Source organism: Mycoplasma testudineum, assembly GCF_002245785.1.
In the GTDB taxonomy this organism is placed as follows: Bacteria; Bacillota_I; Bacilli_A; order Mycoplasmatales; family Metamycoplasmataceae; genus Mycoplasmopsis_B; species Mycoplasmopsis_B testudinea.
Map to the genome: position 1 here is coordinate 137,099 of NZ_NNCE01000001.1, position 24,838 is coordinate 161,936.

31 protein-coding genes and 1 pseudogene are annotated in these 24,838 nt (G+C 29.6%); 31 read left to right on the forward strand and 1 reads right to left on the reverse strand.

Annotated features, from left to right (window positions below; genetic code table 4):
• Positions 1-78 precede the first annotated feature (78 nt).
• The 31 genes and pseudogenes from CG473_RS00660 to rplQ all read left to right on the forward strand — a co-directional run bounded on the left by CG473_RS00660 (position 79) and on the right by rplQ (position 21,536).
• Positions 79-3,561, forward strand: a complete 3,483-nt coding sequence (locus tag CG473_RS00660) for a coiled-coil domain-containing protein (RefSeq protein ID WP_094254382.1) — start codon at positions 79-81, stop codon at positions 3,559-3,561.
• Positions 3,562-3,755: 194 nt separating this feature from the next.
• Complete coding sequence (locus tag CG473_RS00665; RefSeq protein ID WP_094254383.1) at positions 3,756-6,464, forward strand: hypothetical protein; 2,709 nt, start codon at positions 3,756-3,758, stop codon at positions 6,462-6,464.
• Between the two features lie 212 nt (positions 6,465-6,676).
• The gene (gene rpsJ / locus CG473_RS00670; protein WP_094254384.1) at positions 6,677-6,985 is read left to right on the forward strand and encodes a 30S ribosomal protein S10; all 309 of its coding nucleotides are present in this window, start codon (positions 6,677-6,679) and stop codon (positions 6,983-6,985) included.
• 18 nt (positions 6,986-7,003) lie between these two features.
• Positions 7,004-7,663 (forward strand): annotated as a pseudogene (gene rplC / locus CG473_RS00675) (50S ribosomal protein L3); the annotation flags it as partial.
• A gap of 161 nt (positions 7,664-7,824) precedes the next feature.
• Positions 7,825-8,649 (forward strand): 50S ribosomal protein L4, encoded by an 825-nt coding sequence (gene rplD, locus CG473_RS00680; protein WP_094254386.1) that lies wholly within the window; start codon positions 7,825-7,827, stop codon positions 8,647-8,649.
• On the forward strand, positions 8,649-9,176 hold the full coding sequence (rplW, locus tag CG473_RS00685) for a 50S ribosomal protein L23 (RefSeq protein ID WP_094254387.1): 528 nt from the start codon (positions 8,649-8,651) through the stop codon (positions 9,174-9,176). The genes rplD and rplW overlap by 1 nt, the downstream gene beginning before the upstream one ends.
• Positions 9,177-9,224: 48 nt before the next feature.
• Complete coding sequence (gene rplB / locus CG473_RS00690; protein WP_094254388.1) at positions 9,225-10,070, forward strand: 50S ribosomal protein L2; 846 nt, start codon at positions 9,225-9,227, stop codon at positions 10,068-10,070.
• Complete coding sequence (rpsS, locus tag CG473_RS00695; protein ID WP_094254389.1) at positions 10,070-10,345, forward strand: 30S ribosomal protein S19; 276 nt, start codon at positions 10,070-10,072, stop codon at positions 10,343-10,345. The genes rplB and rpsS overlap by 1 nt, the downstream gene beginning before the upstream one ends.
• Positions 10,345-10,677 (forward strand): 50S ribosomal protein L22, encoded by a 333-nt coding sequence (gene rplV, locus CG473_RS00700; protein WP_094254390.1) that lies wholly within the window; start codon positions 10,345-10,347, stop codon positions 10,675-10,677. The genes rpsS and rplV overlap by 1 nt, the downstream gene beginning before the upstream one ends.
• A gap of 3 nt (positions 10,678-10,680) precedes the next feature.
• Positions 10,681-11,349: a 30S ribosomal protein S3 gene (gene rpsC / locus CG473_RS00705; protein WP_094254391.1), complete on the forward strand. Its 669-nt coding sequence runs from the start codon at positions 10,681-10,683 to the stop codon at positions 11,347-11,349.
• Positions 11,327-11,755, forward strand: coding sequence for a 50S ribosomal protein L16 (gene rplP, locus CG473_RS00710; RefSeq protein WP_094254392.1), 429 nt, complete (start codon positions 11,327-11,329; stop codon positions 11,753-11,755). The genes rpsC and rplP overlap by 23 nt, the downstream gene beginning before the upstream one ends.
• Positions 11,755-11,949: a 50S ribosomal protein L29 gene (gene rpmC / locus CG473_RS00715; protein ID WP_094254393.1), complete on the forward strand. Its 195-nt coding sequence runs from the start codon at positions 11,755-11,757 to the stop codon at positions 11,947-11,949. The genes rplP and rpmC overlap by 1 nt, the downstream gene beginning before the upstream one ends.
• Positions 11,949-12,224, forward strand: coding sequence for a 30S ribosomal protein S17 (rpsQ, locus tag CG473_RS00720; RefSeq protein ID WP_094254394.1), 276 nt, complete (start codon positions 11,949-11,951; stop codon positions 12,222-12,224). Before rpmC ends, rpsQ begins: the two co-directional genes overlap by 1 nt.
• Positions 12,224-12,592, forward strand: a complete 369-nt coding sequence (gene rplN, locus CG473_RS00725) for a 50S ribosomal protein L14 (RefSeq protein ID WP_094254395.1) — start codon at positions 12,224-12,226, stop codon at positions 12,590-12,592. Before rpsQ ends, rplN begins: the two co-directional genes overlap by 1 nt.
• 8 nt (positions 12,593-12,600) lie before the next feature.
• On the forward strand, positions 12,601-12,942 hold the full coding sequence (rplX, locus tag CG473_RS00730) for a 50S ribosomal protein L24 (protein ID WP_094254396.1): 342 nt from the start codon (positions 12,601-12,603) through the stop codon (positions 12,940-12,942).
• A 3-nt stretch (positions 12,943-12,945) separates the two neighbouring features.
• Positions 12,946-13,500 carry a 50S ribosomal protein L5 gene (gene rplE / locus CG473_RS00735; protein ID WP_208107017.1) on the forward strand — a complete coding sequence of 185 codons (555 nt, stop codon included), beginning with the start codon at positions 12,946-12,948 and terminating at the stop codon, positions 13,498-13,500.
• On the forward strand, positions 13,500-13,685 hold the full coding sequence (locus CG473_RS00740; protein ID WP_094254397.1) for a type Z 30S ribosomal protein S14: 186 nt from the start codon (positions 13,500-13,502) through the stop codon (positions 13,683-13,685). Before rplE ends, CG473_RS00740 begins: the two co-directional genes overlap by 1 nt.
• Positions 13,686-13,687: 2 nt before the next feature.
• Positions 13,688-14,086: a 30S ribosomal protein S8 gene (gene rpsH, locus CG473_RS00745; RefSeq protein WP_094254398.1), complete on the forward strand. Its 399-nt coding sequence runs from the start codon at positions 13,688-13,690 to the stop codon at positions 14,084-14,086.
• 2 nt (positions 14,087-14,088) lie between these two features.
• The gene (gene rplF, locus CG473_RS00750; RefSeq protein WP_094254399.1) at positions 14,089-14,631 is read left to right on the forward strand and encodes a 50S ribosomal protein L6; all 543 of its coding nucleotides are present in this window, start codon (positions 14,089-14,091) and stop codon (positions 14,629-14,631) included.
• A gap of 9 nt (positions 14,632-14,640) precedes the next feature.
• Complete coding sequence (gene rplR, locus CG473_RS00755) at positions 14,641-14,997, forward strand: 50S ribosomal protein L18 (protein WP_094254400.1); 357 nt, start codon at positions 14,641-14,643, stop codon at positions 14,995-14,997.
• On the forward strand, positions 14,997-15,734 hold the full coding sequence (rpsE, locus tag CG473_RS00760) for a 30S ribosomal protein S5 (protein WP_425320034.1): 738 nt from the start codon (positions 14,997-14,999) through the stop codon (positions 15,732-15,734). Before rplR ends, rpsE begins: the two co-directional genes overlap by 1 nt.
• Before the next feature lie 13 nt (positions 15,735-15,747).
• Positions 15,748-16,185, forward strand: coding sequence for a 50S ribosomal protein L15 (rplO, locus tag CG473_RS00765; RefSeq protein ID WP_425320035.1), 438 nt, complete (start codon positions 15,748-15,750; stop codon positions 16,183-16,185).
• 1 nt (position 16,186) lies between these two features.
• On the forward strand, positions 16,187-17,602 hold the full coding sequence (gene secY / locus CG473_RS00770) for a preprotein translocase subunit SecY (RefSeq protein ID WP_094254401.1): 1,416 nt from the start codon (positions 16,187-16,189) through the stop codon (positions 17,600-17,602).
• The gene (locus tag CG473_RS00775) at positions 17,596-18,246 is read left to right on the forward strand and encodes an adenylate kinase family protein (protein WP_094254402.1); all 651 of its coding nucleotides are present in this window, start codon (positions 17,596-17,598) and stop codon (positions 18,244-18,246) included. The genes secY and CG473_RS00775 overlap by 7 nt, the downstream gene beginning before the upstream one ends.
• Positions 18,236-19,009 carry a type I methionyl aminopeptidase gene (gene map, locus CG473_RS00780; protein ID WP_208107016.1) on the forward strand — a complete coding sequence of 258 codons (774 nt, stop codon included), beginning with the start codon at positions 18,236-18,238 and terminating at the stop codon, positions 19,007-19,009. The genes CG473_RS00775 and map overlap by 11 nt, the downstream gene beginning before the upstream one ends.
• Positions 19,009-19,251 carry a translation initiation factor IF-1 gene (gene infA, locus CG473_RS00785; RefSeq protein ID WP_094254403.1) on the forward strand — a complete coding sequence of 81 codons (243 nt, stop codon included), beginning with the start codon at positions 19,009-19,011 and terminating at the stop codon, positions 19,249-19,251. Before map ends, infA begins: the two co-directional genes overlap by 1 nt.
• 16 nt (positions 19,252-19,267) lie before the next feature.
• On the forward strand, positions 19,268-19,354 hold the full coding sequence (gene rpmJ, locus CG473_RS00790) for a 50S ribosomal protein L36 (protein WP_425320036.1): 87 nt from the start codon (positions 19,268-19,270) through the stop codon (positions 19,352-19,354).
• Positions 19,355-19,357: 3 nt separating this feature from the next.
• Positions 19,358-19,759 carry a 30S ribosomal protein S13 gene (gene rpsM, locus CG473_RS00795; protein ID WP_094254405.1) on the forward strand — a complete coding sequence of 134 codons (402 nt, stop codon included), beginning with the start codon at positions 19,358-19,360 and terminating at the stop codon, positions 19,757-19,759.
• On the forward strand, positions 19,759-20,172 hold the full coding sequence (gene rpsK, locus CG473_RS00800) for a 30S ribosomal protein S11 (RefSeq protein ID WP_094254406.1): 414 nt from the start codon (positions 19,759-19,761) through the stop codon (positions 20,170-20,172). Before rpsM ends, rpsK begins: the two co-directional genes overlap by 1 nt.
• On the forward strand, positions 20,173-21,174 hold the full coding sequence (locus CG473_RS00805; RefSeq protein ID WP_094254407.1) for a DNA-directed RNA polymerase subunit alpha: 1,002 nt from the start codon (positions 20,173-20,175) through the stop codon (positions 21,172-21,174).
• Positions 21,174-21,536 carry a 50S ribosomal protein L17 gene (gene rplQ, locus CG473_RS00810; protein ID WP_094254408.1) on the forward strand — a complete coding sequence of 121 codons (363 nt, stop codon included), beginning with the start codon at positions 21,174-21,176 and terminating at the stop codon, positions 21,534-21,536. Before CG473_RS00805 ends, rplQ begins: the two co-directional genes overlap by 1 nt.
• Positions 21,537-21,576: 40 nt before the next feature.
• On the opposite strand, the gene CG473_RS00815 is transcribed toward rplQ, so the two are convergent.
• Positions 21,577-24,822, reverse strand: coding sequence for an SGNH/GDSL hydrolase family protein (locus tag CG473_RS00815; RefSeq protein ID WP_094254409.1), 3,246 nt, complete (start codon positions 24,820-24,822; stop codon positions 21,577-21,579).
• Positions 24,823-24,838 lie beyond the last annotated feature (16 nt).

The following is a 24,838-nucleotide window of genomic DNA, read 5'->3' on the forward strand; positions in this document are numbered from 1 at the left end:
AAACGCCAAAATTGATAATATGAGAAAATATACATAGCTCAATAAAAATTGATAAGAAAAAATGGAGAAAGAGAGAATATGAATAGATTCTATTGTTTATACGTACCTAAATCAGCGCCTTACAAGTGAATGCTGAAAGAAGTTAAAAAATCTGCTATTGGTTATTTTCAAAATAGACTGGACGCAATTGACTATTTTATTGATAATTATGGTAAGACAGAAGCCATGATTTGGTTTCAAAATAAGTTTGAAATTTTTGAAGGTAATTTAAAAGTTGAAGTCGATGAAAACGGTCAGTTCGAAAAAAACAAATACATTTTAACAATTTCGAAATTCCAAAACGAAGCAAAAAATGATATTGATTTAAAAATCATTGATATTCATAATGAGTTATATATTGATATTAAAACTAAATATAGAACTCGTATTGATAAAAGAAATAAATGAAAAGGTACGCAAGAGTTTATTCTAGAAAAAACTACTGCAAAATCTAAAAAATCAGATGCTAAAATTGATCCAGCTATTGTAGATGAAAAAGCTGGTTTAGTTAATATGCCATTATTTTATGCAAATCAAACTCGTTCTCAAAATAATGATATCGACCAAGAAGCAATTGAAAAAGCTAATTTAGCAGATTTAGCAAGAAAACAGCAAGAAGCTAAAGAAGCTGAAGAAAATCTTAGAAATAAGCATGAATTTAATGATGTATTAGAAAAGCTGCGAGAAGAAGCTGCAAAATTATCAAGTGCAGCATCATTAGAAAGTGAAGATATTGAAAAACTTCTTTCTGAATATGATGAACTTGAAAAGCGTTTTAAAACAGAAGAAGATGAAATAGCTAAAGAACAATCTCAAAAACTTGATGATTTAGAAAAGCAACTTGATGATTTACGTAAACAAAACGAAGAATTATTAAATGAACAAGCAAATAGATTAGAACAATTAAGAGATTCTGGAACCATAGATGAACAAATTCAAGCTGAATTAGATGCATTAGAGCGTGAAAGTGAAGAAAGGCTTAATGCCAAAATTGCTGCTGCTCAAGCTGAATATGAACAAAAGCAAATGTATTATGAACAAGCAACTAATGAATACATGGATCAGCAAAGTGAAATTGAAAATCAGTTTCAAGAATTGCATGATTTTTATCAAAATGAAATGAATGAATCTCGGGCTTTTTATGAAGCACAACTAGCTGAACGTGAAGCAGAATTACAAGCTGAAAAAGATGCTGCAATTGCAGCTCATCAAGCTAAATTGTTCCAAGAATATGAAGCAAAAATTTCAGCTTTAAATAATGATGAAAAATCTAAAGCAGAAAAACATTTAGAAGTTGAACGTGCTAAATTAATGGTCGAGCAAAAAGAAACACTTGAAAGAATAACTAATAAACTTTTAAAAGAGCAAAGTGAAATAGTTGAAAAAATGACAAGTGAGCAGCGAGAAGAATATAAAAAATTACTCGAGCAACAACAAATTCAATATGATAAAGAAATTCAAGATCGTTTAGCAATACTAGGTGAAACGCAAAGAAAAGAATTCTTGGCTTTATTAGAAGAAAGCGATAAAACTTTTGAAGCAAGTCAAAATGAATTAAAAAAATCTGGTGAAGAATATACTAAATTATTAGCTAATCAAGCTGCCTTTTATGAAGCAAGAATTGAAGCGCTTGAAAATGCATATCATGCTCAATTATTAGAAGCAGTTGAAGAAGTTCGCTCTGAAAGTAATGAATTAATAAGTCAAAGTCAATTAGAAGCACAAAGATATCATCAGTATTCATTTGCTGAATATCAAAGACAAATTCAAGCTCAAATGATAGCCAATTATCAAGCATATCAAAATGAAATATATGCAATGCAAATGGCTTTAGACAATCAAAGACAACAATGAGAATATCAACTTTGAATTGAACGGCAAAATTGGTTAAGAGAGCAAGAACAAATGCGAGCTTATATGAGTGCTTATAATATCGAGGTTGAACAACAAAGATACTATAACGAAATGCAATTACAAGAATGACTAAATCAGCAACAATTAGCAAACAGGTTTGAAATGGAAATGCAAAGAAGACAAGCACTTGAACAAAGAAGAATTCAAGAACAAAACCGTCTTATCCTTGAAGCTAAAACTCAAGAATTGCAAAATCAGACTCAAATTCTTGAACAACGTGCCCGTACTATTGAGATGGAAAAACAATATGTTAATCATCAAAATAATTATGTAATGGCACAAGAAATTAACGAATTAAATGAAAATCAAAATTCAAATATGGTTCAAGATTTTACTAATCAAATTGATAATCAAAATCAAAATAAAGCAAATAATAAATTTACTAAAAAACAAGGCAAAGTTTATCAACAAAAAGGATCTAATTCAAAACAAAGCCAAAATAAACAAGAAAATAGTAAAAATGATAAAATAAAATATAATCTTAATTATAATAATTCAATTCAAGACACTTTAGGGAGAAATACACAATCAATGTATAATCAAAATCGAAACAATTTTTCACAGCCACGAAACACTCAAGAATTCCAAGCAAACCAACCTATGAATAATCCAGGCTATGATACAAGAGCATTTGACACAACTCAAATTCCTTTTACTACACAACAATTTAACCAAGTTAGACCGCCGATGCCAAGACAACAACGACCGTTAAATCCATATGTTACAAGTCAGTTCAGACCGCAACCAGCACAAAGACCTGTAAATCCATATGTTACACAACAATTACAAACTCAATTCAATACTCAAACTATTCCAAATAATGGAGTTGCCTTAAGAAATGAGTTTGATCAAACTCTTGAAATGTTAAGACATGACGAAGAACAATTAAAAGAAATGAAGCGTCAAGAAATTTTAGCTAGAGCAAGAAAATTAAGTGAACTTAAACAAACAGATCAAAAAGTATTCGAAGCTCGTCGCGCTAGAATTAAAGAACAAGAAAGAATTAACAGAGAACTTTACGAAAGAGAAAAAGAAATTTACGAAACTCGTAAATTACAAATTCGTGAACAAGAAAAACGTGTTCGTGATTTAGTTACTCAAGAATTAAATCAATACAATGGTAGAGTTGAAGAATTCGAAAAAGTTAAAGCAAGTTTAGATGCATCAATTCAAAGTAGAGAAGAAATACTAGAAAAAGACAGTTTAGACTGAGACATTAGTGCAGATAATTCTACAGCAGCAAGCGTTAGCGATATTCATGTAGAACCACAAAAAGTAAGTCCAGCATCTAAACCAGTTACTGAACCAGTTAACAAAGTAGTTGAAGCAAAACCAGTTGTTGTTAAAACAAATGTTGATGATAAATACACAATTAAATCAAAAACTTTAGTTGATTCAAATCCTGCTGAAGAAGACTTATTTATGCCAACTGATCTTGAAAGTGATGCAGAAGCACCTGAATGAGTTACTGTTGAATCTAAAGTTGCTAAAAAAGAAAAAAAACGACAAAAAATTTCACCACTTTTAATTTCAATTTTTGCAATAGTAGGTGTAGCAGCAATCGCAGTACTTATTGTTGTTGTGTTACTAGCAGTTAACGTAATCTAATAATTAAACAAAAGTCCCGACTGGGATTTTTTTGCTTTTAGTTTTAACTAAAACATAGATTCCTTTTTATTACGTTTTTTGGTAAAATATTTTTAAATAAAAATTATTATTTTTTTATAATAGCGCTCAGCTTACTGCCATGAGCGATTAAAGGTAAATAATTAAATTATTGCTTTGAAAGGAATAAAAGGAATATGAAAAAAGGAAAATTATTATTGGGAGTTAGTTTGCCACTAATTACTGGTTTTGCCGCTGTTGCAGCAATAGCTTGTGGACAGCCAGAACAATCTCAAGCCGATCAATCTTTAGCAAATATTGTAAAAGGTTTAGAAGGTCAAACAATTAATACTAAAAATGCACAAACAATTCACCAATTTAATGAAACTATTGAAAATTTAAACACAAAAACTGTCGACGAAAGAACAACAGGATTACGTAATTTATTGCAAGATTCATTTTCAAGTGCCTTAGGTACTTTAGCAAAAATTCAAGCTATCATCATCAATAGATCAGGCGATGTTGTTTCATTAAAATTAACTTTATCTTATCCAGATGCAACATCAAATAAAGAAGTTTCATTTACAGTAGGAAATATAAATACTAATCTAGAGCCAAGTGCAAATTTAGATGACATTTTTAATAATACCAATGGTAAAACATTTGCTGCAGCAGGAATTGCAAATCAACAATCTCCACAAGAATGAGAAGAATGAGCAAAATCAGTTAGTTCAGATAGAATTACTACTGAATTAATTTCAAGATTAGATGTTAATTTTAAAATTGCTTTAGGTGCTGCAACAGTAAGTAAAGTTTTAGTTGTTACACCGCAAGATAATGATGCAACTGCAGCAACTGTTACATTAACTTTAAGTAACGGAATAACTACCCGAACTACAGTAATTACTGTAAGTCCTTTATTAAGTCAAAATACTGTAAATACAAATACTCAAAAAGCACTTGTTACAGAATTTTATGCAAAATTAAATAAATCAGTGTTAGTTTTAGAATCTGAATTTACTAAAAATGCAATCGATGCAGCAGCTAATTTATCACCTTCTGAAGATACAAGACTTTTTGAATCAATAACTCCATTAACTAATTTACTTCCAAGTACTAATTCTATATATTCATTAAAAGCAAACGAAGCAGCTCCTTCTATACCTAATGGTTATGAATTAAGAGCAATTTTTAAAAAAAGTGAAGCATCTAATAAAAGTGGTTCATTTATAGTTAGATTTGTATTATTCCAAAGTGCTGCAAATCGTTATATCGATAATGATGGAACAACAAAACATACTGATTATGAATCAGCAGTAGGACAAGTTGCTAATTTCTGAGGATATAAATCAGACGATGTTGTTACATACTTTACTGGAGTAAATGCAACATATAATTTTACAAGTCAGCCTGCATCTGCACAAGATTTTGTAAGATTATTACCAAATTATAATTCTGAATTAAGAACTGCAACTTTAACTAGAGAAGAAATGATTGAAAATTTCCCTTCAATTACACTAGGACAAGTTCCGGCTACAATTTCTGGATTTGAAGAAAACCCATTTAAAGATGAATATTTAATCAAAGTTTATGAAGCAAATAACGCAAATAGAAATCTGACCTTATCTGCAAGAATGAAGCGTGATAATAGATTATATTCAACAACAGGAATAGTAGCAGGTGTTGATGACGAAGTTGGTAAAACAATAACAGTTAGTGGATTTGCAACAGTAGATGAAGAACAATCTAAAAAAGATGTTGAAACTTTAAAAGCTGCTTTATTACAATTACAAAATTTAACTACAACTCTAAATAAAGATTCATTTGCTACTCAAGTAAAATATCCAAATTTTGCTGCTTTTCTAAAAGATGTTGCTAAAACAGTTGACACACTTGGAGCTACTATAACACTAGGACAACCTACTGCAAATGATGGTAATGGTACACTGACTTTTTCAAATGTAACAATTACCAAAAACAATTCAACAGCTACTGGAATTTCTTTAACTATAAGTGGATTTAGACAAATCGATGAACAAGCTAAAGCTTGATATGAAAAATGAGCTAAGCGCACTGATTGACAAGTACAACAATTTGTTAATATTGAAAAAACAGGTTTTATTAGAACCAAATTAGCATTAAATTGAAATAATTCTGAAGGATTATCGGCTAAATTTAATAACATATTAGCAAACGATTTAGTTGCAGACGCAAATCCAACAACTTTAGATGGTTATAACGTTATATTTAATTTACAAGAAGTTAGTCCAGATCCAGATGCAACTACATTAGATGTAGAATACTACTTAACTAAAACAGTTGGAAATAATACAGTTTATATTAATTCAGACGGAAAAGAATTAACTGATATTAATCTTTTAACTAAATCAAAAATAACATTTACTGGAATAATTAGTGATAAAGCACAACTAGCTGCTTTAACTGAAAGTTTATTAAAAGCTACAGGTAATTCTGGTCTTTATAGAGTAATTAATTCATTCGATGCATTCCAAAAGAATTTTGAAAACGATGAAATTAAAACATTACGATTTATCGATGATAATATTGCTTGAGGTATGTCAAGATTAGTTGTAAGTACTAATATAGGTTGAAATGCAACACAATTGTATACAAATGTAACATTACTAGATAATACAAATTCTGCTGATTTAGTTAAAATAAAACAATTTATGGCTAGACCAGAAGTAAAAGCCAAATTATTAAGTGATTATAACGCTGTTAAACTAAGAGTTATTTCAATGAATTTTAAACTTAATGGAATTGAACATAGTGTTCAAGTTGGAGTTGTTTATACCGAAGGAAATGCAGGTGAAAGTTGAGCATTATCTCCAACAAGAACTGCTCAAATTGAAGCAGGAAAGGCCTACGAAGATTTAGTTGAATAACTATTTATAATAAATTTATATTAAAGCTCCATGTGGAGTTTTTTTTATAACTAAATAATTCAAAAACTTATCTATTTAATTTTAAACATTGTGGTATTATTGTAAATACAACGTGACTTTGAAGTGCAAGGTTGCTGATATATCAAACAGAGTTGTTCATTTATATCAGGTTTTTGCATGGAGTTGGTTCAATAAGAACATAAGGAGCAACTATGAGTAAATTAGCAGTTAAATTAAAAAGCTTTGACCACAAAATTGTAGACGAAGCTGCTAAAAAAATAACCGCGTTAGCAACTAAAGAAAAAATAAAATTTTCAGGGCCTATCCCTTTGCCAACAAAACGCGAAGTGTTTACAATATTGAGATCTGTGCATGTCAATAAAAGCAGTAGAGAACAATTTGAAAGAAAAACATACAAAAGATTCTTTCTATTTGAAAAAGCTGATAAGGCTTTTCAAGAAAAGCTTACAAGATTAGAAATGCCTGCTGGCGTTCAACTTGATTTTAAAATTAAAAATTAATAAACGAAAAGAGGATATATGAAAGGAATCTTAGGTCGAAAAGTTGGAATGACCCAAATTTTCAGTGATCACGGAAATGTAATTCCTGTTACAGTTATTGAAGTACAACCTAATGTTATTACTAAAGTACTTACAAATGACAAGCACGGATATGAAGCTGTTCAATTAGCTGCATTTGATAAACGTGAAAAATTAGCAAATAAGCCTGAATTAGGTAATTTCAAAAAAGCCAATACGGCATCTAAGCGCTTCGTTAAAGAAATACGAGGCATGAGCGGTTACCAATTAGGTGACACAGTCGATGCATCTATATTTACAGTAGGACAGCTAGTTGATGCTATTGGAATTAGTAAAGGTAAAGGTTTTGCCGGAACTATTAAAAGACACAATCAAAAAATTGGACCTAAATCACACGGTGGTGGTGGAGGATCTCAACCAGTTAGATTAACAGGATCACTTGGAGATATTAGTGGTAACAAAGTTGTTAAAGGTATGACTATGCCTGGACAATTAGGAAACAAACAAAGTACAGTACAAAACTTAGAAATTGTTTTCATTGATGTTAAAAATAATATTTTATTAGTTAAAGGTTCAATCCCTGGTCCTAAAAAATCATTTGTAATTATTAAAGATAATGCAAAACAAAAACCAAATAACCAACCAGTTGTTTTAGTTGATTTAGAAGTTCAATCACAAAAATCTGAACTATTAGAAAGAGCACGTAAATTCAATAACATTGAAGTTAACTTAGATATGTCAGTTGAAGAAATGCGAACAATAATTGAAGCTGCTGAAAAACAAGCTGAAGAAGCTAAAACTGAGAAAGATGGAGAATAATTATGGCTGAAGATAAAAAAGTAAAAGCTACTACTAAAACTGCAACCGAAAAACCATCTCTTAAAAAGACTCCAGCAACTAAAAGCGTTGTTAAAAAAGCGGCAGCAGAAAAACCAGTAGCTAAAAAATCTGTTGCTAAAGTTGATGTTAAAATGGCTAGTGCAAGTGAAACTAAAGTCAATGTAAAAGCAGTTAAGAATGTAAAAAGCAATAAAAAAGAAATGCCAGTTCTTAAAGCAAGTCCTAGTTCAAAACTTCAATCAACTATTTTTGAAGTAGAAAAAAAATATGATCAAGCTATTTTTGATGTAATTATTTCTGAAAGAGCTTCAAGAAGACAAGCAACACATAAAACTAAATCTAGAGCAGAAGTATCTGGTACTGGTAAAAAACCTTTTAGACAAAAAGGAACAGGTAATGCTAGAGCCGGAACACTTAGAGCACCTCACATGGTAGGTGGTGGAGTAGCTTTAGGACCTAAAACAAATCGTAATTACACAACTAAAGTTAATAAAGCTGTTAGACGTCATGCACTAAATAGTGCTTTAGCATATTTAAAAGATGCAAATGCAGTTATTGTTGATGATTTAAAAATGGAAAAAATTTCAACAAAAGCTTTAGTAACTAAATTAGCTTCATTTAATGCTGATAAATTAAGAAGAGTTTTAATTATTAGTGATGATTTAAATTTATTTATGTCAGCTAGAAATTTACCATTTGTTAAAGTAACTAAAGTTACATGAATATTAATTGAAGATCTAGTTCAATCAGATGCATTAATTATTAATGAAAACGCAATTAAATACTTAGAAGGATTGGTGGGATAATGAGAGTTTCAGAAGTAATAAAATCACCAATTTTAACTGAAAAAAGTTACAAAAACATGGAATTAGGAATTTACACTTTTAAAGTTGATGTTCGTACTAATAAAGTTGAAGTAGCTAAAGCTGTAGAATTTATTTTCCAAGTTAAAGTTGCAAAAGTTAACATTATTAAAGTTGAGAAAAAACCTAAAAAAGTTGGTAGATTCAGCGGATTTGTACCAAGTTACAAAAAAGCTATTGTTTATTTAGAAAAAGGTAACGTAATTAATATTTTCCCTGAAGAAGATGTTAAAGATTCAACTAGTTCAAAAGCAATTAAGAAAGATAAAGTTGTTTCAGAAGATAAAGCTAGTGAAGCAGCTGCAAAAGCAGCAGCTAAAATTGCAGCTAAAAAAGCTGCTAATTCAAAAATAGCTGAAGAAGCAAATAAACCAGTTAGAAAAGTAGCTCCTAAAAAAACTGAAGTTACTAAAAAAAGTGTAGTAACTAAATCTAAAACAAGTAAAAGTACTAAAACCGATAGTAAGTAATGCTTAGAAGACAAAATGCCAAATTATTTTTAAGCAGAAAGGAAAATCATGGCAATTCGTAAATTAAAACCTACGACAAATGGGCAGCGCCACATGACAGTTCTTGATTATAAAGAGAACTTAAGTGGACACCAGCCTGAAAAATCTTTAATGGTTTTATTAAAGAAAAATTCAGGACGTAATAATGGTGGTTCAATTACGGTAAGACATAAAGGTGGAAGAGTTAAAAGATTTTACCGTTTAGTCGATTTTAAACGTAATAAAGATAACATTCCAGCAACAGTTAAGTCAATTGAATATGACCCAAACCGTTCAGCTAACATTTCATTAGTTGTTTATGCAGATGGAGAAAAAAGATATATTCTAAGTCCAAAAGGATTGCAAGTTGGACAACAAATTATTTCAGGAAATGATGCAGATATTATTGTAGGTAACGCGCTTCCTTTAATTAAAATTCCTGAAGGAACTAACATTCACAATATTGAAATGCAACCTGGTGGTGGAGCAATTATTGCTCGTTCAGCTGGTTCATATGCACAAATTCTAGGGCGTGAAGAAGGTGAAAAATACACAATTTTACGTCTTAAATCTGGTGAAGTAAGAAAAATTCTTTCATCATGTCGAGCAACAATTGGTGTTGTTGGAAATGAAGAACACGGATTAGTTTCTATTGGTAAAGCTGGAAGAAACCGTAAAAAAGGAATTAGACCAACAGTTCGTGGTTCAGTTATGAACCCTGTTGATCACCCTCATGGTGGAGGAGAAGGTAAACAACCTATCGGTCGTAAAGCTCCTTTAACTCCGTGAGGTAAAAAAGCTCTCGGGGTAAAAACAAGAAGCAAAAAGAAAAATTCGAATAAATTAATTATTCGTCGTCGAAAGGATAGTAAATAATGGGTAGATCACTTAAAAAAGGTCCATTTGCTGATGATCATTTACTTAAAAAAGTTGATGCAGCAATTGAATCAAAAAGCAAAAAACCAATTAAGACATGAAGTCGACGTTCAACAATTTTTCCAAGTTTTGTAAACTTAACTTTCCAAGTTCACAATGGTAAAGACTTTGTTAATGTCTTTGTTACTGATGACATGGTTGGACACAAATTAGGAGAATTTGCACCTACAAGAACATATAGCGGCCACGGTGATGATAAAGGTAAGAAAAAATAATGGAAGCAGTAGCAATATTAAAAACCTACAGAATTAGTTCTCAAAAAGCTAATTTAGTAGCAAGATTATTTAGAAACAAAACCGTAGCACAAGCAATTGTTATTTTAGAAAATACAAATAAAAAAGCCGCACCTGTATTTTTAAAATTAATTAATTCAGCAGTTGCTAATGCAGTAACTAATCACGGACTTGACGCTTCAAAATTAGTTATTTCAAATGTAATGGTTAATGAAGGACCAACATTAAAAAGATTTCAACCTCACTCTCAAGGTAGAGCAACTAGAATTTTAAAAAGAACTTCACACCTAAGTGTGTATGTAAAGGAATTATAATTTATGGGACAAAAAGTTAATCCAAATGGGTTCCGTTACGGAATTACTAAAGAACGTAACTCAATTTGATACGCAGATAAAAAAGACTTTGGAAACCAATTAGTTGAAGATCAAAAAATTTACAATTTCTTTGAAAAATTAACTAGACAATTTCAAATTGCTAAAGTTGAAATCAAAAGACAATTAGACAAAATCACAGTTATTGTTCACTCAGCACGTAGAGGAGCTATTCTTGGTCAAGACGGAAAAAGCTTAGATGAGTTAAAAACAAAACTTGAAAAAACTGTTAAAAACAGAAAAGTAAAAATTGCAATCGATGTTAGAAATGTTGAAGATGTGAATTTATCAGCTAAATTAGTTGCTGAACAAATTGCAACAGATTTAGAAAATCGTCGTCCATTTAGAACAGCACAAAAATTTGCAATTAGAAATACTTTAAAAGCTGGAGCAAAAGGAATTAAAACAGCAGTTTCAGGAAGACTTAATGGAGTTGATATGGCTCGTAAAGAAGGTTATTCTGAAGGTGAAATGAAATTGCATACTTTAAGACAAAATGTAGATTATGCAACTGCAACAGCGCGAACAACATATGGAGCTATTGGAGTTAAAGTTTGAATTTCATTAGGCGACATAAGTGACGAGGTGAAACATGTTACAACCGAAAAGAACTAAACACCGTAAAGTATTTAGAATTAGACATGACAAGCGTGTAGCCCAAAGAGGAAACAAAGTAAGCTTTGGTGAATTTGGTTTACAAGCAGAAACAAGTGCATGAATTACTGCTAGACAAATTGAATCAGCCAGAATAGCTGCTACAAGAAGAATGGGTCGTGAAGGACAAGTTTTCATTAGAATTTTCCCTCACTTTTCAAAAACTTCTAAGCCTATTGGAGTTCGTATGGGTTCTGGTAAAGGTAATCCTGAAAAATGAATCGCAGTTGTTAAAGCACAAACAATGATGTTTGAAGTAAACGGAGTTAGTGAAGCAATAGCTCGTGATGCTTTAAGATTAGCTGGACACAAATTACCAGTTAAATGAAAAATTGTTGAAAAAACAAAAAGTAGTGAGGTAGCTTAATGAAATACAAAGACATAGTTGGCAAAAATGAAGTTGAACTAAACCAAATGTTAATTGATTTTAAAGCTGAATTATTTACTTTAAGATTTAAAAACTCAACTGGACAATTAGATCAAACACATAAAATTGCTTCAATTCGAAAAGACATTGCAAAAGTTCTTACAGCTTTAGCACAAATTAAAGGAGCACAATAATGGAAAGAAATAGTCGTAAAACATTAGAAGGTATTGTTACCCGTGCTTTTGATGCTGAAAAAAATCGTAAAACTGTAACTGTAACTGTTGATATTTACAAAAAACATGCACTTTATTCAAAAAGATATAAATCATCTAAAAAATTCCAAGTTCATGATGAAAAAAATGAAGCTCGTGAAGGTGATTTTGTAAGAATTATGGAATCAAGACCTTTAAGTGCAACTAAAAGATTTAGATTAATCAAAATCTTAGAAACTGCAAAGGCTGGTGAATAATGTTACAGGAATTAAGTAGAGCTCGTGTAGCAGATAATTCTGGAGCTAAAGAAGTAGGAATCATCAGAAATCTAGGTGGTTCAATTAAGAAAAAATCTTCAATTGGTGACATCGTAGTTGTTTCAGTTAAAAAAGCAGCACCTAATTCAGTTGTTAAAAAAGGACAAGTTCTTAAAGCTGTTATTGTTCGTACAAAATACGGAATCAGACGTGAAAGTGGTACACACATTAGATTTGATGATAATGCAGTAGTGTTAATCAAAGATGATAAAAGTCCACGTGGAACTCGTGTTTTTGGACCTGTAGCTAGAGAATTAAAAGATAAAGGTTATGCCAAAATTGTTTCATTGGCAACCGAGGTATTATAGGAGAGGTTATGGCATTTAAAACTAAGTTAAGAAAAAATGATGAAGTTATTGTTATAGCTGGATCTGAAAAAGGTAAAAGAGGTCAAATTTTACGTTTTGATTCTAAAAACAATCGTGTAGTTGTTAAAGGTGTTAATGTTGTAACTAAACACGTTAAACCAAATCAAGAAAATCAAAAAGGTGGTTTAGAAACTTTTGAAGCACCAATTAGTATTTCAAATGTTTCTTTAGCAACTACTAAAGGTAAAAACGCAACAAGCGAACACACAAGACTTGCTTACCAATTAAAAACAAGTAACGGTAAAACAGTTAAAACAAGAATTTCAACAAAAACAGGAAAGGCAGTTTAGAAAATGGCACAAAGTATGTTAAAAACAAAATACATTGAAACAGTTAAAGCTGCTTTAATGGAAGAATTTAAATTCAAAAGTGTAATGCAAATTCCTAAAATTGAAAAAATTGTTTTAAATATGACAGCAGGTAGAGAAGTTACTAACTCAAAAGCTATTGAAGAAGTTATGAAAGAAATGACTTTAATTGCTAACCAAAAACCAACTACTACTGTTGCTAAAAAATCTTTAGCTTCATGAAAATTACGTGAAGGAATGCCTATGGGTGCAAAAGTTACTTTACGTGGAGATAAAATGTGAGCTTTTTTAGATAAATTAGTAAACGTTGCTATTCCTAGAATTAGAGATTTTAGAGGATTAAATCCTAAATCATTTGATACATTCGGAAATTATTCATTAGGTATTGCTGAAGAAATCATTTTCCCAGAAATAGAATTTGATAAAATTAGAAAAATTAAAGGGCTAGACGTTATTATTGTTACTTCAACAAATGATAAAGTTGCTGCTTTAAGTATGTTAAAAGGCTTAGGTTTACCTTTTGCCAAAGGGGGTAATTAATGGCCAGAACAGCCTTAAAAGAAAAAGCGAAACTTCACCCTAAATTTTCAACTAGACAATACACAAGATGTCAATTATGTGGACGTCCTCATTCAGTTTTAAGAAAATTTAAAATTTGTAGAATATGTTTTAGAAATTTAGCTCATGAAGGTAAAATTCCTGGAGTTAAGAAAGCGAGTTGATAATTATGGCAATCATTATAGATCCTATTGCAGATATGTTAGTGCGTATTAAAAATGCATTTAAACGTAAACACAAAACTGTAGAAATTCCATTTTCATCAATTAAACAAAGAATTTTAGAAATCATGACTAAAGAAGGATTTATCAACGGTTATACAGTTGAAAATTCAGGTGTAGATAAAAAAGTTGTTGTTGATTTAAAATATAAAGGTTCAACTAGCGCAATCTTTGACTTAAAAAGAGTTTCAAAACCATCTTTAAGAGTTTATGTTAAAGCTGAAGAAGTTCCTACTGTATTAAACGGTTTTGGATTGGCAATTTTGTCAACTTCAAAAGGTATTTTGACCGATAAAGAAGCACGAAGGGAAAAAGTAGGTGGTGAAGTAATCGCCTACATCTGATAAGTATGTCAAGAGTCGGTAAGAGAATAATAACTATACCTCAAGGTGTTGAATTTAATTTAACTAAAGAAAATTTCTTAACTGTTAAAGGACCTTTAGGTCAATTACAATTCCAATTTTCAGATTTAATTGTTATTAAAAATGAAAATAATCAAGTTACAACTGAAAGAGTTAATGAACTAAAACATACCAAACAATTACACGGAACTACTAATGCTTTAATTGCTAACATGGTTCATGGTGTATCTAAAGGTTATGAAATCAAATTAATAATCGAAGGTGTTGGATATAAAGCTGCTTTAAAAGGTCAAGAACTAGAAGTAGCTGCTGGATATTCACATTTAGTTAATTTAACTATTCCACAAGGTTTAACTATTGAAGTACCAAAACCTGTTAACATTAGTGTTAAAGGAATTGATAAGCAAATTGTTGGTCAATTTGCTGCAAACATTCGAAAAATCAGACCTGCAAGTCCTTATTCAGGAAAAGGTATTAGATACGAAGGTGAAAAAGTACGAAGAAAAGAAGGGAAAAAAGCTTCTAAGTAAGCATAAATTATGGCAAATAAATCACGTAATCAAGCACGTCTTAAAAAACATTTGAAGCTACGCAGTCGCATCAGCGGAACTGCTGAACGCCCTCGTCTAAGTGTTTTTAGAAGTCACAAAAATTTTACAGCTCAAGTTATTGACGATACAATTGGTCACACTTTAGTTGGAGTTTCAACATCTAAAAAAGGTGATAATTCATATAATGGAAATATTGCTTCTGCCCAAAAAATCGCAAAAGAATTAGCGACAAAAATGAAAAAAGCAAAAATCAACAAAATTGTTTTTGATAGATCTGGATATTTATATCACGGTAGAGTTAAAGCTTTTGCAGAAGTACTTAGAGCGGAAGGAATTGAATTTTAATGAGCGAAACTAAAAAAGTAAACCAATCAGGTGTTGCTGGAGTAACTAAAAAAAGATCATACGAACCAAAAATGCGTGGTACAAATGATTTAAGTGAAAAACGCAAAAATATTAGAATTCAAAACGATAGTAAAGTTAATGCAAATGATGCTTCAACTGATACACAAGAATTTGAAATTAGTAAATCAAGAGCTAAAAGATCAAAAGGTCCAAGAAAATTCAATAAAAAACCTGCTAAACCAGTAAGTGAATTTGAAGAAAGACTTTTAGATATTGCTAGAGTTACAACTGTTGTTAAAGGTGGAAGAAGATTTAGTTTCTCTGCTTTTGTAATTGTTGGTAATAAAAAAGGAAAAGTTGGTTTTGGACACGGTAAAGCTAATGAAGTTCCTGAAGCAATTAAAAAAGCTGTTAGAGATGCACAAAATCATTTAATTACAGTTCCAATTATTAATCGTTCAACTGTTCCTCATGATAGTGACGGAAAATACTTATCTTCAAAAGTATTATTAAAACCTGCTCCAAAAGGAAAAGGAATTATTGCGTCTGGAACAATTAGAGCAGTTACAGAACTAGCTGGATACACAGACATTGTTTCAAAATCATACGGTTCAAGAAGCAAAATGAATACAGCTAAAGCAACATTCAGAGCATTAGAAAAAATGCGTACTGCTGAAGAAATTGCTGCCTTAAGAGACGTCAACGTTGAGGCATTAAATTCAAAAGTAGCTAAATAAGTAGGGAGATAAAATGATTAAATTACATGAATTAAAACCTACCCCTGGTTCACGCAAGGAAAAACACCGTAAAGGTCGTGGTCATGCTGCTGGAAAAGGGAAACAAGCCGGAAAAGGGCAATCTGGTCAAGCTAAAAGAAGCGGTACAAAAATCGGTTTCGAAGGGGGACAAAACCCTTGATACAGAAGATTACCTAAAAGAGGATTTAACAATGTTAATCATGTTGAATATCAAGTTGTAAATCTTGATGTTTTAAATGAAAGATTTGATGCAAATACAGTTGTTGATATTGAATTATTAGTTCAAGAACGTCTTGCAAATAAAACTTTACCTGTTAAAGTTCTTGCTAGAGGTAAAATTGAAAAACCATTAACTTTGAAAGTTCACAGTGCTTCTTCAAGTGCTATTAAAGCAATTGAAGCAGCCGGAGGTAAGGTAGAGGTTATCTAACATGAAAGGATTACGAAGAATCTTCGAATCCTTTTCATTATTTTTTGCAGAAAAGTTTTTTCATTTAAAAAAGTGATTTGTAAATTTTTGATCAGAAAAAATTATTACTAAAAAAGTAATTTTAACTTTGTTTTTAATTTCAATATTTGTTATTGCAGGAACTATTACAGCACCATTTGTAATTTTGAATCCTGCTAATAACTTAGATAATATTCCATTTTTTAGTGTGCTAAATTTAGTTGGAGGCGGTGGATTAAGACAATTCAGTATTATGTCACTAGGGATTCAACCTTTTATTACTGCATCTTTAGTAATGACAATATTACAATCAAGACTTTTCCCGCCTTTACATAGGCTTTCAAAAAGCGGTCCATTAGGCAGAAGAAAAATAAATATTATAACTAGAGCTTTATCAATTTTAGTAGCTTATCCACAATCATTAGTTTTAACTCAAACATTAACTAGAAATAATGGAATTGTTACTTTTGCTCCTGGTCAAGGAACAATTGTTAATATTTATGTTTTATTACCATTAATGTTAACGGGCGGAGCTATGTTTGCTGTGTTTTTAGGTGAAACAATTACTGATAAAGGTGTTGGTAATGGTACTAGTTTACTAATTTTTGCCGGAATCGCAAGTGGATTACCAACTCAATTTCAAAACGCTTACAATACCATATTAGGTATTGATCAAGGCTCAATATTTACTGGAGTCTTAAGTTTCATAATCTATTTAGTAGCTTATTTACTTTTACTTTTCATTATGACACTTGTAAATTTAGGCGAAAGAAAAATCCCAATTCAACAAGTAGGAGCTGGTTTAAGTAGAAATGAAGCTGAAATGGGTTCACTACCAATTAAAGTAAATCCGGCCGGAATCATGCCTGTTATTTTTGCAAACATTGTTCTATCATTTCCGCAATTAATTTCAGGATTGCTTGATCCTAATACTTCTGTAGTAAGAAATTGAATTGAAAATAATTTTACTTTTACTAGTCCAATTGGTTTAAGTGCATTAATAATAATTACATTTATATTCTCAATTTTTATGGGTCTGCAACAATCAAAAGTTGATCGTATCACAGAAGATTTTGGAAAAAATGGAACTTTTATTCCCGGCTTAAGACCTGGTGAAGAAACTGAAGATTATTTAATTGATGTTGTACTTAGACTTTCACTTTTTAGTGCATTTTATTTATCAATAATAGTTGGAATGCAATATGTAATGATAATTGCAGGTGTTCCGCCTCAAGTTGCTTTTGGTGGAACCGGAATGATGATTCTTGTATCTGTTTCATTAGAAACATTAGATCAAATTTCAGCAAGAAGAAAAACTACAAACTTAAGTAGAACAAGTAAAAAAACTCGTCAAGCTTCCGAAAATGAAGCTAATTTAAAAGATGGAGTATTATGATAAAAAAAATTATTATTTTTGGACCTCCCGGTGTTGGTAAAGGAACTTTAGCTAAAGAAATTGAAAAGCAATTTCATTATGAACATATTTCTACTGGAAACATTTTCCGTGAAGAAATAAAAAAAGAATCAGATCTAGGAATTAAACTAAAACAAATTGTTGAAAGCGGTGCTTATGTTCAAGATTCAATTACAAATGAAATTGTTAAAAATAAATTAACTGAACTAAACGAAAATAATTCTGCATTTATATTAGATGGCTATCCACGAACTTCTAGTCAAGTTGAATATTTATTTTCAATAGATAATCCTAAAGATTATCAAGTTTGAAATTTAAATGCAGCTGAAGAAGTTATTTTACAAAGACTAAGTGGTAGAAGAGATTGTTTATTATGTAAACGCCAATACCATGTTAGTTTTAAAAAACCAAAAGTAGCAGAAAAATGTGATTTTGATAATTCAACATTAAATCAAAGAGCAGATGATAAACCTGAAGCAATTAAAAAAAGACTAGATATCTATGCTAGGGAAACTGAATCATTGATAAAATTATTAAATCAAAAAACTACAGTAATTGATATTGATGCTAATTCAAATCCAGAAACAGTTTTTCAAGATACTATCAAAAAGGTAAATTTTGGCAACTAAATCGATTTGAATTAAAACTAGTCAAGAAATAAATATAATTACTGAAGCTGCTCAAATCCTGGCAGATGTTAAACAAATTGTTTATGACAACGTAAGGCCAGGTATTTCGATAAAAGATCTGGATACAATTGCTTTTAGCGAAATAATAAAAAGAAATGCCGAACCTAATTTTTTAGGTTATCAAGGCTTTAGTGCAAGCATTTGTGCTTCACTAAATGAAGAATTGATCCACGGAGTACCTAATGATAGAATCTTAAAAGAAGAAGATTTAATATCAATAGATATGGGACTTCGCTATAAAGGTTATAATGTTGATTCAGCATTTACAAAAAGTGTTGGTTCAAAACCAAATTTAGAAAATGAATTTTTAATAGAAGTTGCTCAAGAAAGTTTTAAAGCAGGTTTAAATGCAATTAAAAAAGGTGCAACAATTGGCGATATAGGTAAAGCAATAGGAGCTTATATAAAAAGCAGAAATTGTTTTACACCAAGTGAATTTTCAGGACATGGAATTGGTAAAGATTTACATGAACGACCTTTTATTATGAATTTTGATGATAAACATAATTTAGATAAAAATCTAAAGATTGCTAACAATATGGTTTTATGTATTGAACCAATGATTTTGCAAGATAATAATAAAATCAAAATTCTCGAAGATGGTTGAACAGTAGTAGCAGCTAGTGGCAAAAAAGCAAGCCATTATGAACATACTATTTTAATTAAAGATTACAAACCCATCATACTTACGAAAGGAATTTAATGGCTGAAAAAGCAATTAAACTAAAGGCAAAAGTCGAAAAAATTCATTCAACTGAATTATATGACATTCGTATTTTAGATAATGACATGGTTATTAAAGGTCACATTTCAGGAAAAATGAGAAATTTTAGAATCAGAATTTTGCCTGGAGATATTGTTGATGTCGAAATAAATCCTGTAGATCCAACAAGAGGACGAATTACATATCGTCACAAAATAGAAAAGAGACAAGATGAAAGTTAGAGCTTCAGTAAAAAGAATGTGTAAAGACTGTAAAGTCATTAAACGTAAAGGTATTATCAGAATAATCTGTATACAACCTAAACACAAGCAAAGACAAGGATAATTTATGGCACGGATATTAAATATTGAAATTCCTGAAGATAAACGCGTTATTATTTCGCTTACATACATTTACGGAATCGGAAATTCATTAGCTGTTGAAATCGCAACAAAAGCTAATGAATTATTAAAGAAAAACAAGTCTAAAGAATTTGACATCAACTTAGCAAGAGTTAAAGATTTAGATGAAGATCAATTACAAGCAATTCGTGAAGTTGCTAAAGAATATTTAACCGAAGGTGATTTAAGAAGAGAAACTCAATTAAACATTAAACGTTTAATGGAAATCAAATCATACCGAGGTATTAGACACAGAAGAGGATTACCAGTAAGAGGGCAAGTAACTAAGAAAAATGCTCGTACACGTAAAGGTCCTCGTAAAACTGTAGCTGGAAAGAAAGGTAAATAATGGCTGTTAAGAAAAAATCAACAACTACTAAAAAAATTAAAAGAAAAAATATTTCTTCTGGTATTGCTCACATCCATTCATCACACCAAAATACTTTAGTTACTTTTACAGATGAAAAAGGAAATGCAATTGCTTGATCTTCTTCAGGTGCAATTGGATATAAAGGGACAAAGAAAAAAACAGCATATGCTGCAGGTAAAGCAGCTGAAATGGCTTCAGAAAAAGCTAAAGAACACGGAATTAGTGAAGTAGTTGTTAAAATCAAAGGTATCGGTCAAGGAAGAGATGCTGCTCGTAAACAAATCGAAGTTAGCGGAATCAGTATTAAAGAAATCATTGATATAACACCAATTGCCCACAATGGAACTAGACCTCCTAAAAAAGTTCTTAAACGTGAGAAAGCGCGGAAATAAATGCGAAAAATGACAAAAATTAGTTACAACGAAAATAAAGCTAAACGCGAAAATGATTATGTAACAACATTAGAAATCAAACCTCTAGAAAGAGGATTTGCTTCAACAATAGGTACAGCTTTACGCCGTACAATGTTAAGTTCAATTACTTCTTTAGCAGCTTTTGCAATTAAAATTAAAGGATTAGAACACGAATTTAGCACAATCAAAGGTGTAGTTGAAGATGTACAATCAATCATTTTAAATATGAAAAATGTATATTACAATTACGATTCTTCTATGGTTGAAGAAGGAATTATCTACAAAGGGACTATTGATGCAAAAGGAACAAAAATATTAGCAGGTGATATTAAATTTGAATCTGATATTATCAAAGTTTTAAATGCCGATCAAATCATAGCTACAATTAGTGGTGAATCTAAATTTCAAATGGAAGTTTTTGTCAGAGCAGACCGTGGTTATGTAGATTTTGAAGCAAATAAAGCTTTTATTGATGCAAATATAAGTAACATCAATTCATCTTTTACAAAAGGTCAATTAATTGCTATAGATAGTGATTTTTCACCTGTTAAAAAAGTAGCAATTCACACTACTGAAATTAATACTTCAAGTGTGCATATTGAAGAAAAATTGGAAATTGAATTACAAACCAACGGTACAATAAGTGCTAAAGAAGTTATGGCACAAGCAAGCCAAATTCTAATTGGGCATTTCCAAATTATTGGTAATATTGAAAATCTAGATAGCATTAGTATTTTTGAAGAATATCAAGAAAAAGCTGATTCAAATTCAAATCATAATAAAGATATTAAAGATTTAGGTCTAACTGTTAGATCTACTAATGCTTTACAAAGACATGGACTTAATAAATTAAGCGATTTAGAACAATTAACTGAAGATGATTTATCAGCAGTTAAAAATTTAGGGAAAAAATCTGTTGAAGAAATTATTAGTGTTTTAGGTTCATTAGGAATTGAAATTAAAAAAGGAGAGGAACTATAATGGCAAATCCAACACAGTTATATAGACGTAACACTAAGTGAAGAACTGGTGTAATGCGAAGTCTAGCTACAGATGTTATTGTTCACGGTAAAATTCAAACAAATTTAGCTCGTGCTAAACAATTAAGAAAAATTGTTGACAAATTAATTACTCTTGCTAAGAAAAACACACTTGCTTCAAGAAGACAAGCAGCTGCTGTTTTAAGACGTGTTAAAACCAAAAATGATGTTGAAGCTCTTAAATATCTTTTTGACACAATTGGTCCAAAATACAAAGACCGCAACGGTGGTTATACAAGAATTATCAAAATGGCTTCACGTCAAGGTGATAATACTAAAATGGCAATTATTGCTTTAGTTTAATTAACGATTTTAAAAAACTGACTTTGAATGGTCAGTTTTTTTAATCTTCATAAATGTCTAAACTTAAGGATTGAATTGAAAAATATTTTTCTGGAGCTAATTTTTCTAAAAAAGTAATTTCAATTAATTCTACTTCTTCATTAATTAAAATCTTTTGATTTAAAAATGGTCCAATTGTATATAAATCATTTTTTCTAATATGAGCATAAAGTAAATGATCTTTACCTTTTAATTTAACACCAACTGTATAAAAAGCTTCCATTGCATCTTTATTGATATAACTTGAATCATTTTTAAAAACCAAATTTAAATTAGCAATTTTTAAACTATTATTTTTTGCTTTAATTGTAAATTTAACATCTCTATCTGTAACTTTAGCAGCTCAATAACTTAAAAAATTTTTATTAAATACATTTTCAGCTTCACGATTGATAAAAATATTTGAACAACTTTCACTAGCGCTTACATCAATTAATTTTTTTGTTTCAATATTACTTAATAAATTAACTGTAGCATTTTCACTTAGATTTACCATTTTAAGCATTTGACTTGATTTAGCCATAAATTTGGTTGTATCAATATTTTTTGTTAAATAACCTCTAATAATAAATTTTAATAATACTTCAACCATTTTTTTAGAAGTATCAAAACGATCATAAATCGGATTTTTACCACTATTTTGGTAATAAATATAAACTAGTAATTGATTTTTTTCATAGTTTTTAAATCTAATATTTTTATCCTGATTACCAAGCATTGAATTAGCCATATTTTCATTTACTAATAATAAATCATCAATTTTATTTCAATTTTTAACTTTAACAATTCCTTGTTTGGTACTTTTGGATATGTAATTTTTTATCATTGCATATAGACCAATATCTTCTTTTAATCAATAAGAAGATTTAATAGGAACGTTTTCAAACATTAATATTTGCATTAATGTGCTTATTCTAAACATATTTCTATATGAGGCTATTTTATAAAATTCGCGCTCTGGATACTTGTTTTTTGTTAAGGTATAATGAAATGCTAAATTTGAAAATATAACTCTAATAAAATTTTTTAATTCATCATTAAGTTTTAATAAATTTTTTCCTATCGGTAATTTAAACATAGAACTAACTCTTGTTTTTGAATTTAGATACTTACTAAACATTGAATAAAAAATACCATTAATAATATTATCTTTTTCAAAAAATGAATCTAGGAAATTATTAAAAATAACTAACTTACTAAAATCATTAAATAAGCTTTCAAAGATGTCTGCAATAATATTTATAGACCCTAATTTTAATTTCTTGTTTTCAAAAAATAAATTTTCTAAACCTTTTTTAAAGGACAATTTAAAATTAGTTTTATTTAGTTGATTAAAGTCTAAAGTTTCAATTACTTCCATTAAATAACTATGAATTAATTCTGAATTTGAAAAGTTAACTAAAAAAGCTTCTACTAACAATTTAGCATACCTTTGAAAATTAGTACCTAGAGCAAACTGTTTCATCCATATTGAAAACTCATTACTTAAACTTGAAATGAAATTTGGGCTTTCATGAATCATTTTAATAATTTTTGGAATAATTCTTTTCAAACTTTTACTAATTGCTTTTTTAGTAATTGCAATGAAGCCTTGTTCACCAAAAGGTACATCTTCGGATATTAAAACATTAAATATACTTTCAAATATGTTTGAAATTAATTCCTTATTTATAACAGAATGAAGTGAATCCGATATTCCTTGTCGATTTATTTTAGTATATTGGTGAATAGCATCAATAATATTTGATACTACATTAGAACGAATCATCAAGAATCCATAAGTTAAATCTGTTAGTATTTTAATAAACTTATCTAAGACCTCTTTGCTTTTCATAAAAGGACTTTTTGCTAAAGATTCAAAGACAAGTGATAGCCTTTCAATTGAACTAAGCGAATTAGCCATTTTGTTTGACAATTCAGAAAAATCAATAGTATAAGAAATATCTTTTTCAATATTTAAATCAATAATTCCTTGTAGATCAATAATAATTGCATTGAAATAGTTATTTTCAATCATTGCATTTACGAATTCACGCAAATGAGTACCTTGAAAAATAAATTCTTTTAGCTTATGTTCGTTGTCAAATGACATCATAAAATCACTTGCAAAAATACTGTTAACTAGTGAAGGTATGTAGGTCTTAAAAAAAATTTTAGATGATAAAGTTTTTGTTACAAAATTTCTTTTGTCAAATAAAGATTTATATTGATCAATTAAATAATCTTTACCAAATAAGTTAGTTTCATTTTCACCATATACAACTGATTTTCATAAGGCTTTATTATGTATAATTTTTATAACAGGTTCAAATCTACCTTGATCACTATTTTTATATTCTTTATTTCAATGTAATGAACTTATTTGTTCACCATCATTTGTTACAACTAACTTTGCTAATAATTCTTGAGCAATATGTTTGTATCCAAATTCATTAGGGTGTATATCAAAAGCAACTGAGGTCAATTGATTTTTATTTTCCAATCAGAATTTTTCATTATATATATTTATAAAATTAACTTTTGTAAACTGTTTTAATACATTTGCTAATGTATCGTTAATTCATGATAATAATTCGTTTGAAAATTGGTATTTTGCATTAGGGTGAACTTCTTTAAATCTTTTGTTAAGAGCATCACTTAATTGAATCATAGGCATTGGATAAGAAATAAAATTTAGTATTACAGTATTATTAATTTTTCTAATATTTTCAATTAACTTTTTTATTTCTGTTTCGATTCTTGATTTTGTTTTATTTTTAATAATTTCTAAATTTTGTAAAGCAAGTGTAGCTTCATATTTATGAAAAAATGAATAAAAATCATATTCAAATAATTCGGATAATAAATCATTTGCACCAAGTGAAATAGTAACTAAATTAGCCTCTTGCAATTTATCGAAAAATGAATATTTAATATTTTTAAATGCAAGATCTATTTCCCTATCTTCATCAATAATTTCATTATTAGCAAAAAAATTATTTCAGTCAATTAGTGTTGATGATGTAATACCAAAATTATTATAATCTTCTAACATTTCTGGACCGGATTGATTTAAATAATATGCCACGTATGATGGAAATGATAAACCTGTAACTTGCTTAAAGTTACCTTTTTGATCTCTTATCAATTTTCCTGGAAAGTCATTTGGCAATTTAGCATTAAAGCCAGCTGTAATTGAATCACCAAATGCAACGTATTTAATGCTTTTTTCTAATAATATTAAGTTTTTTAGCTCCGATTTTGTCATAAGATTATTTTAACAT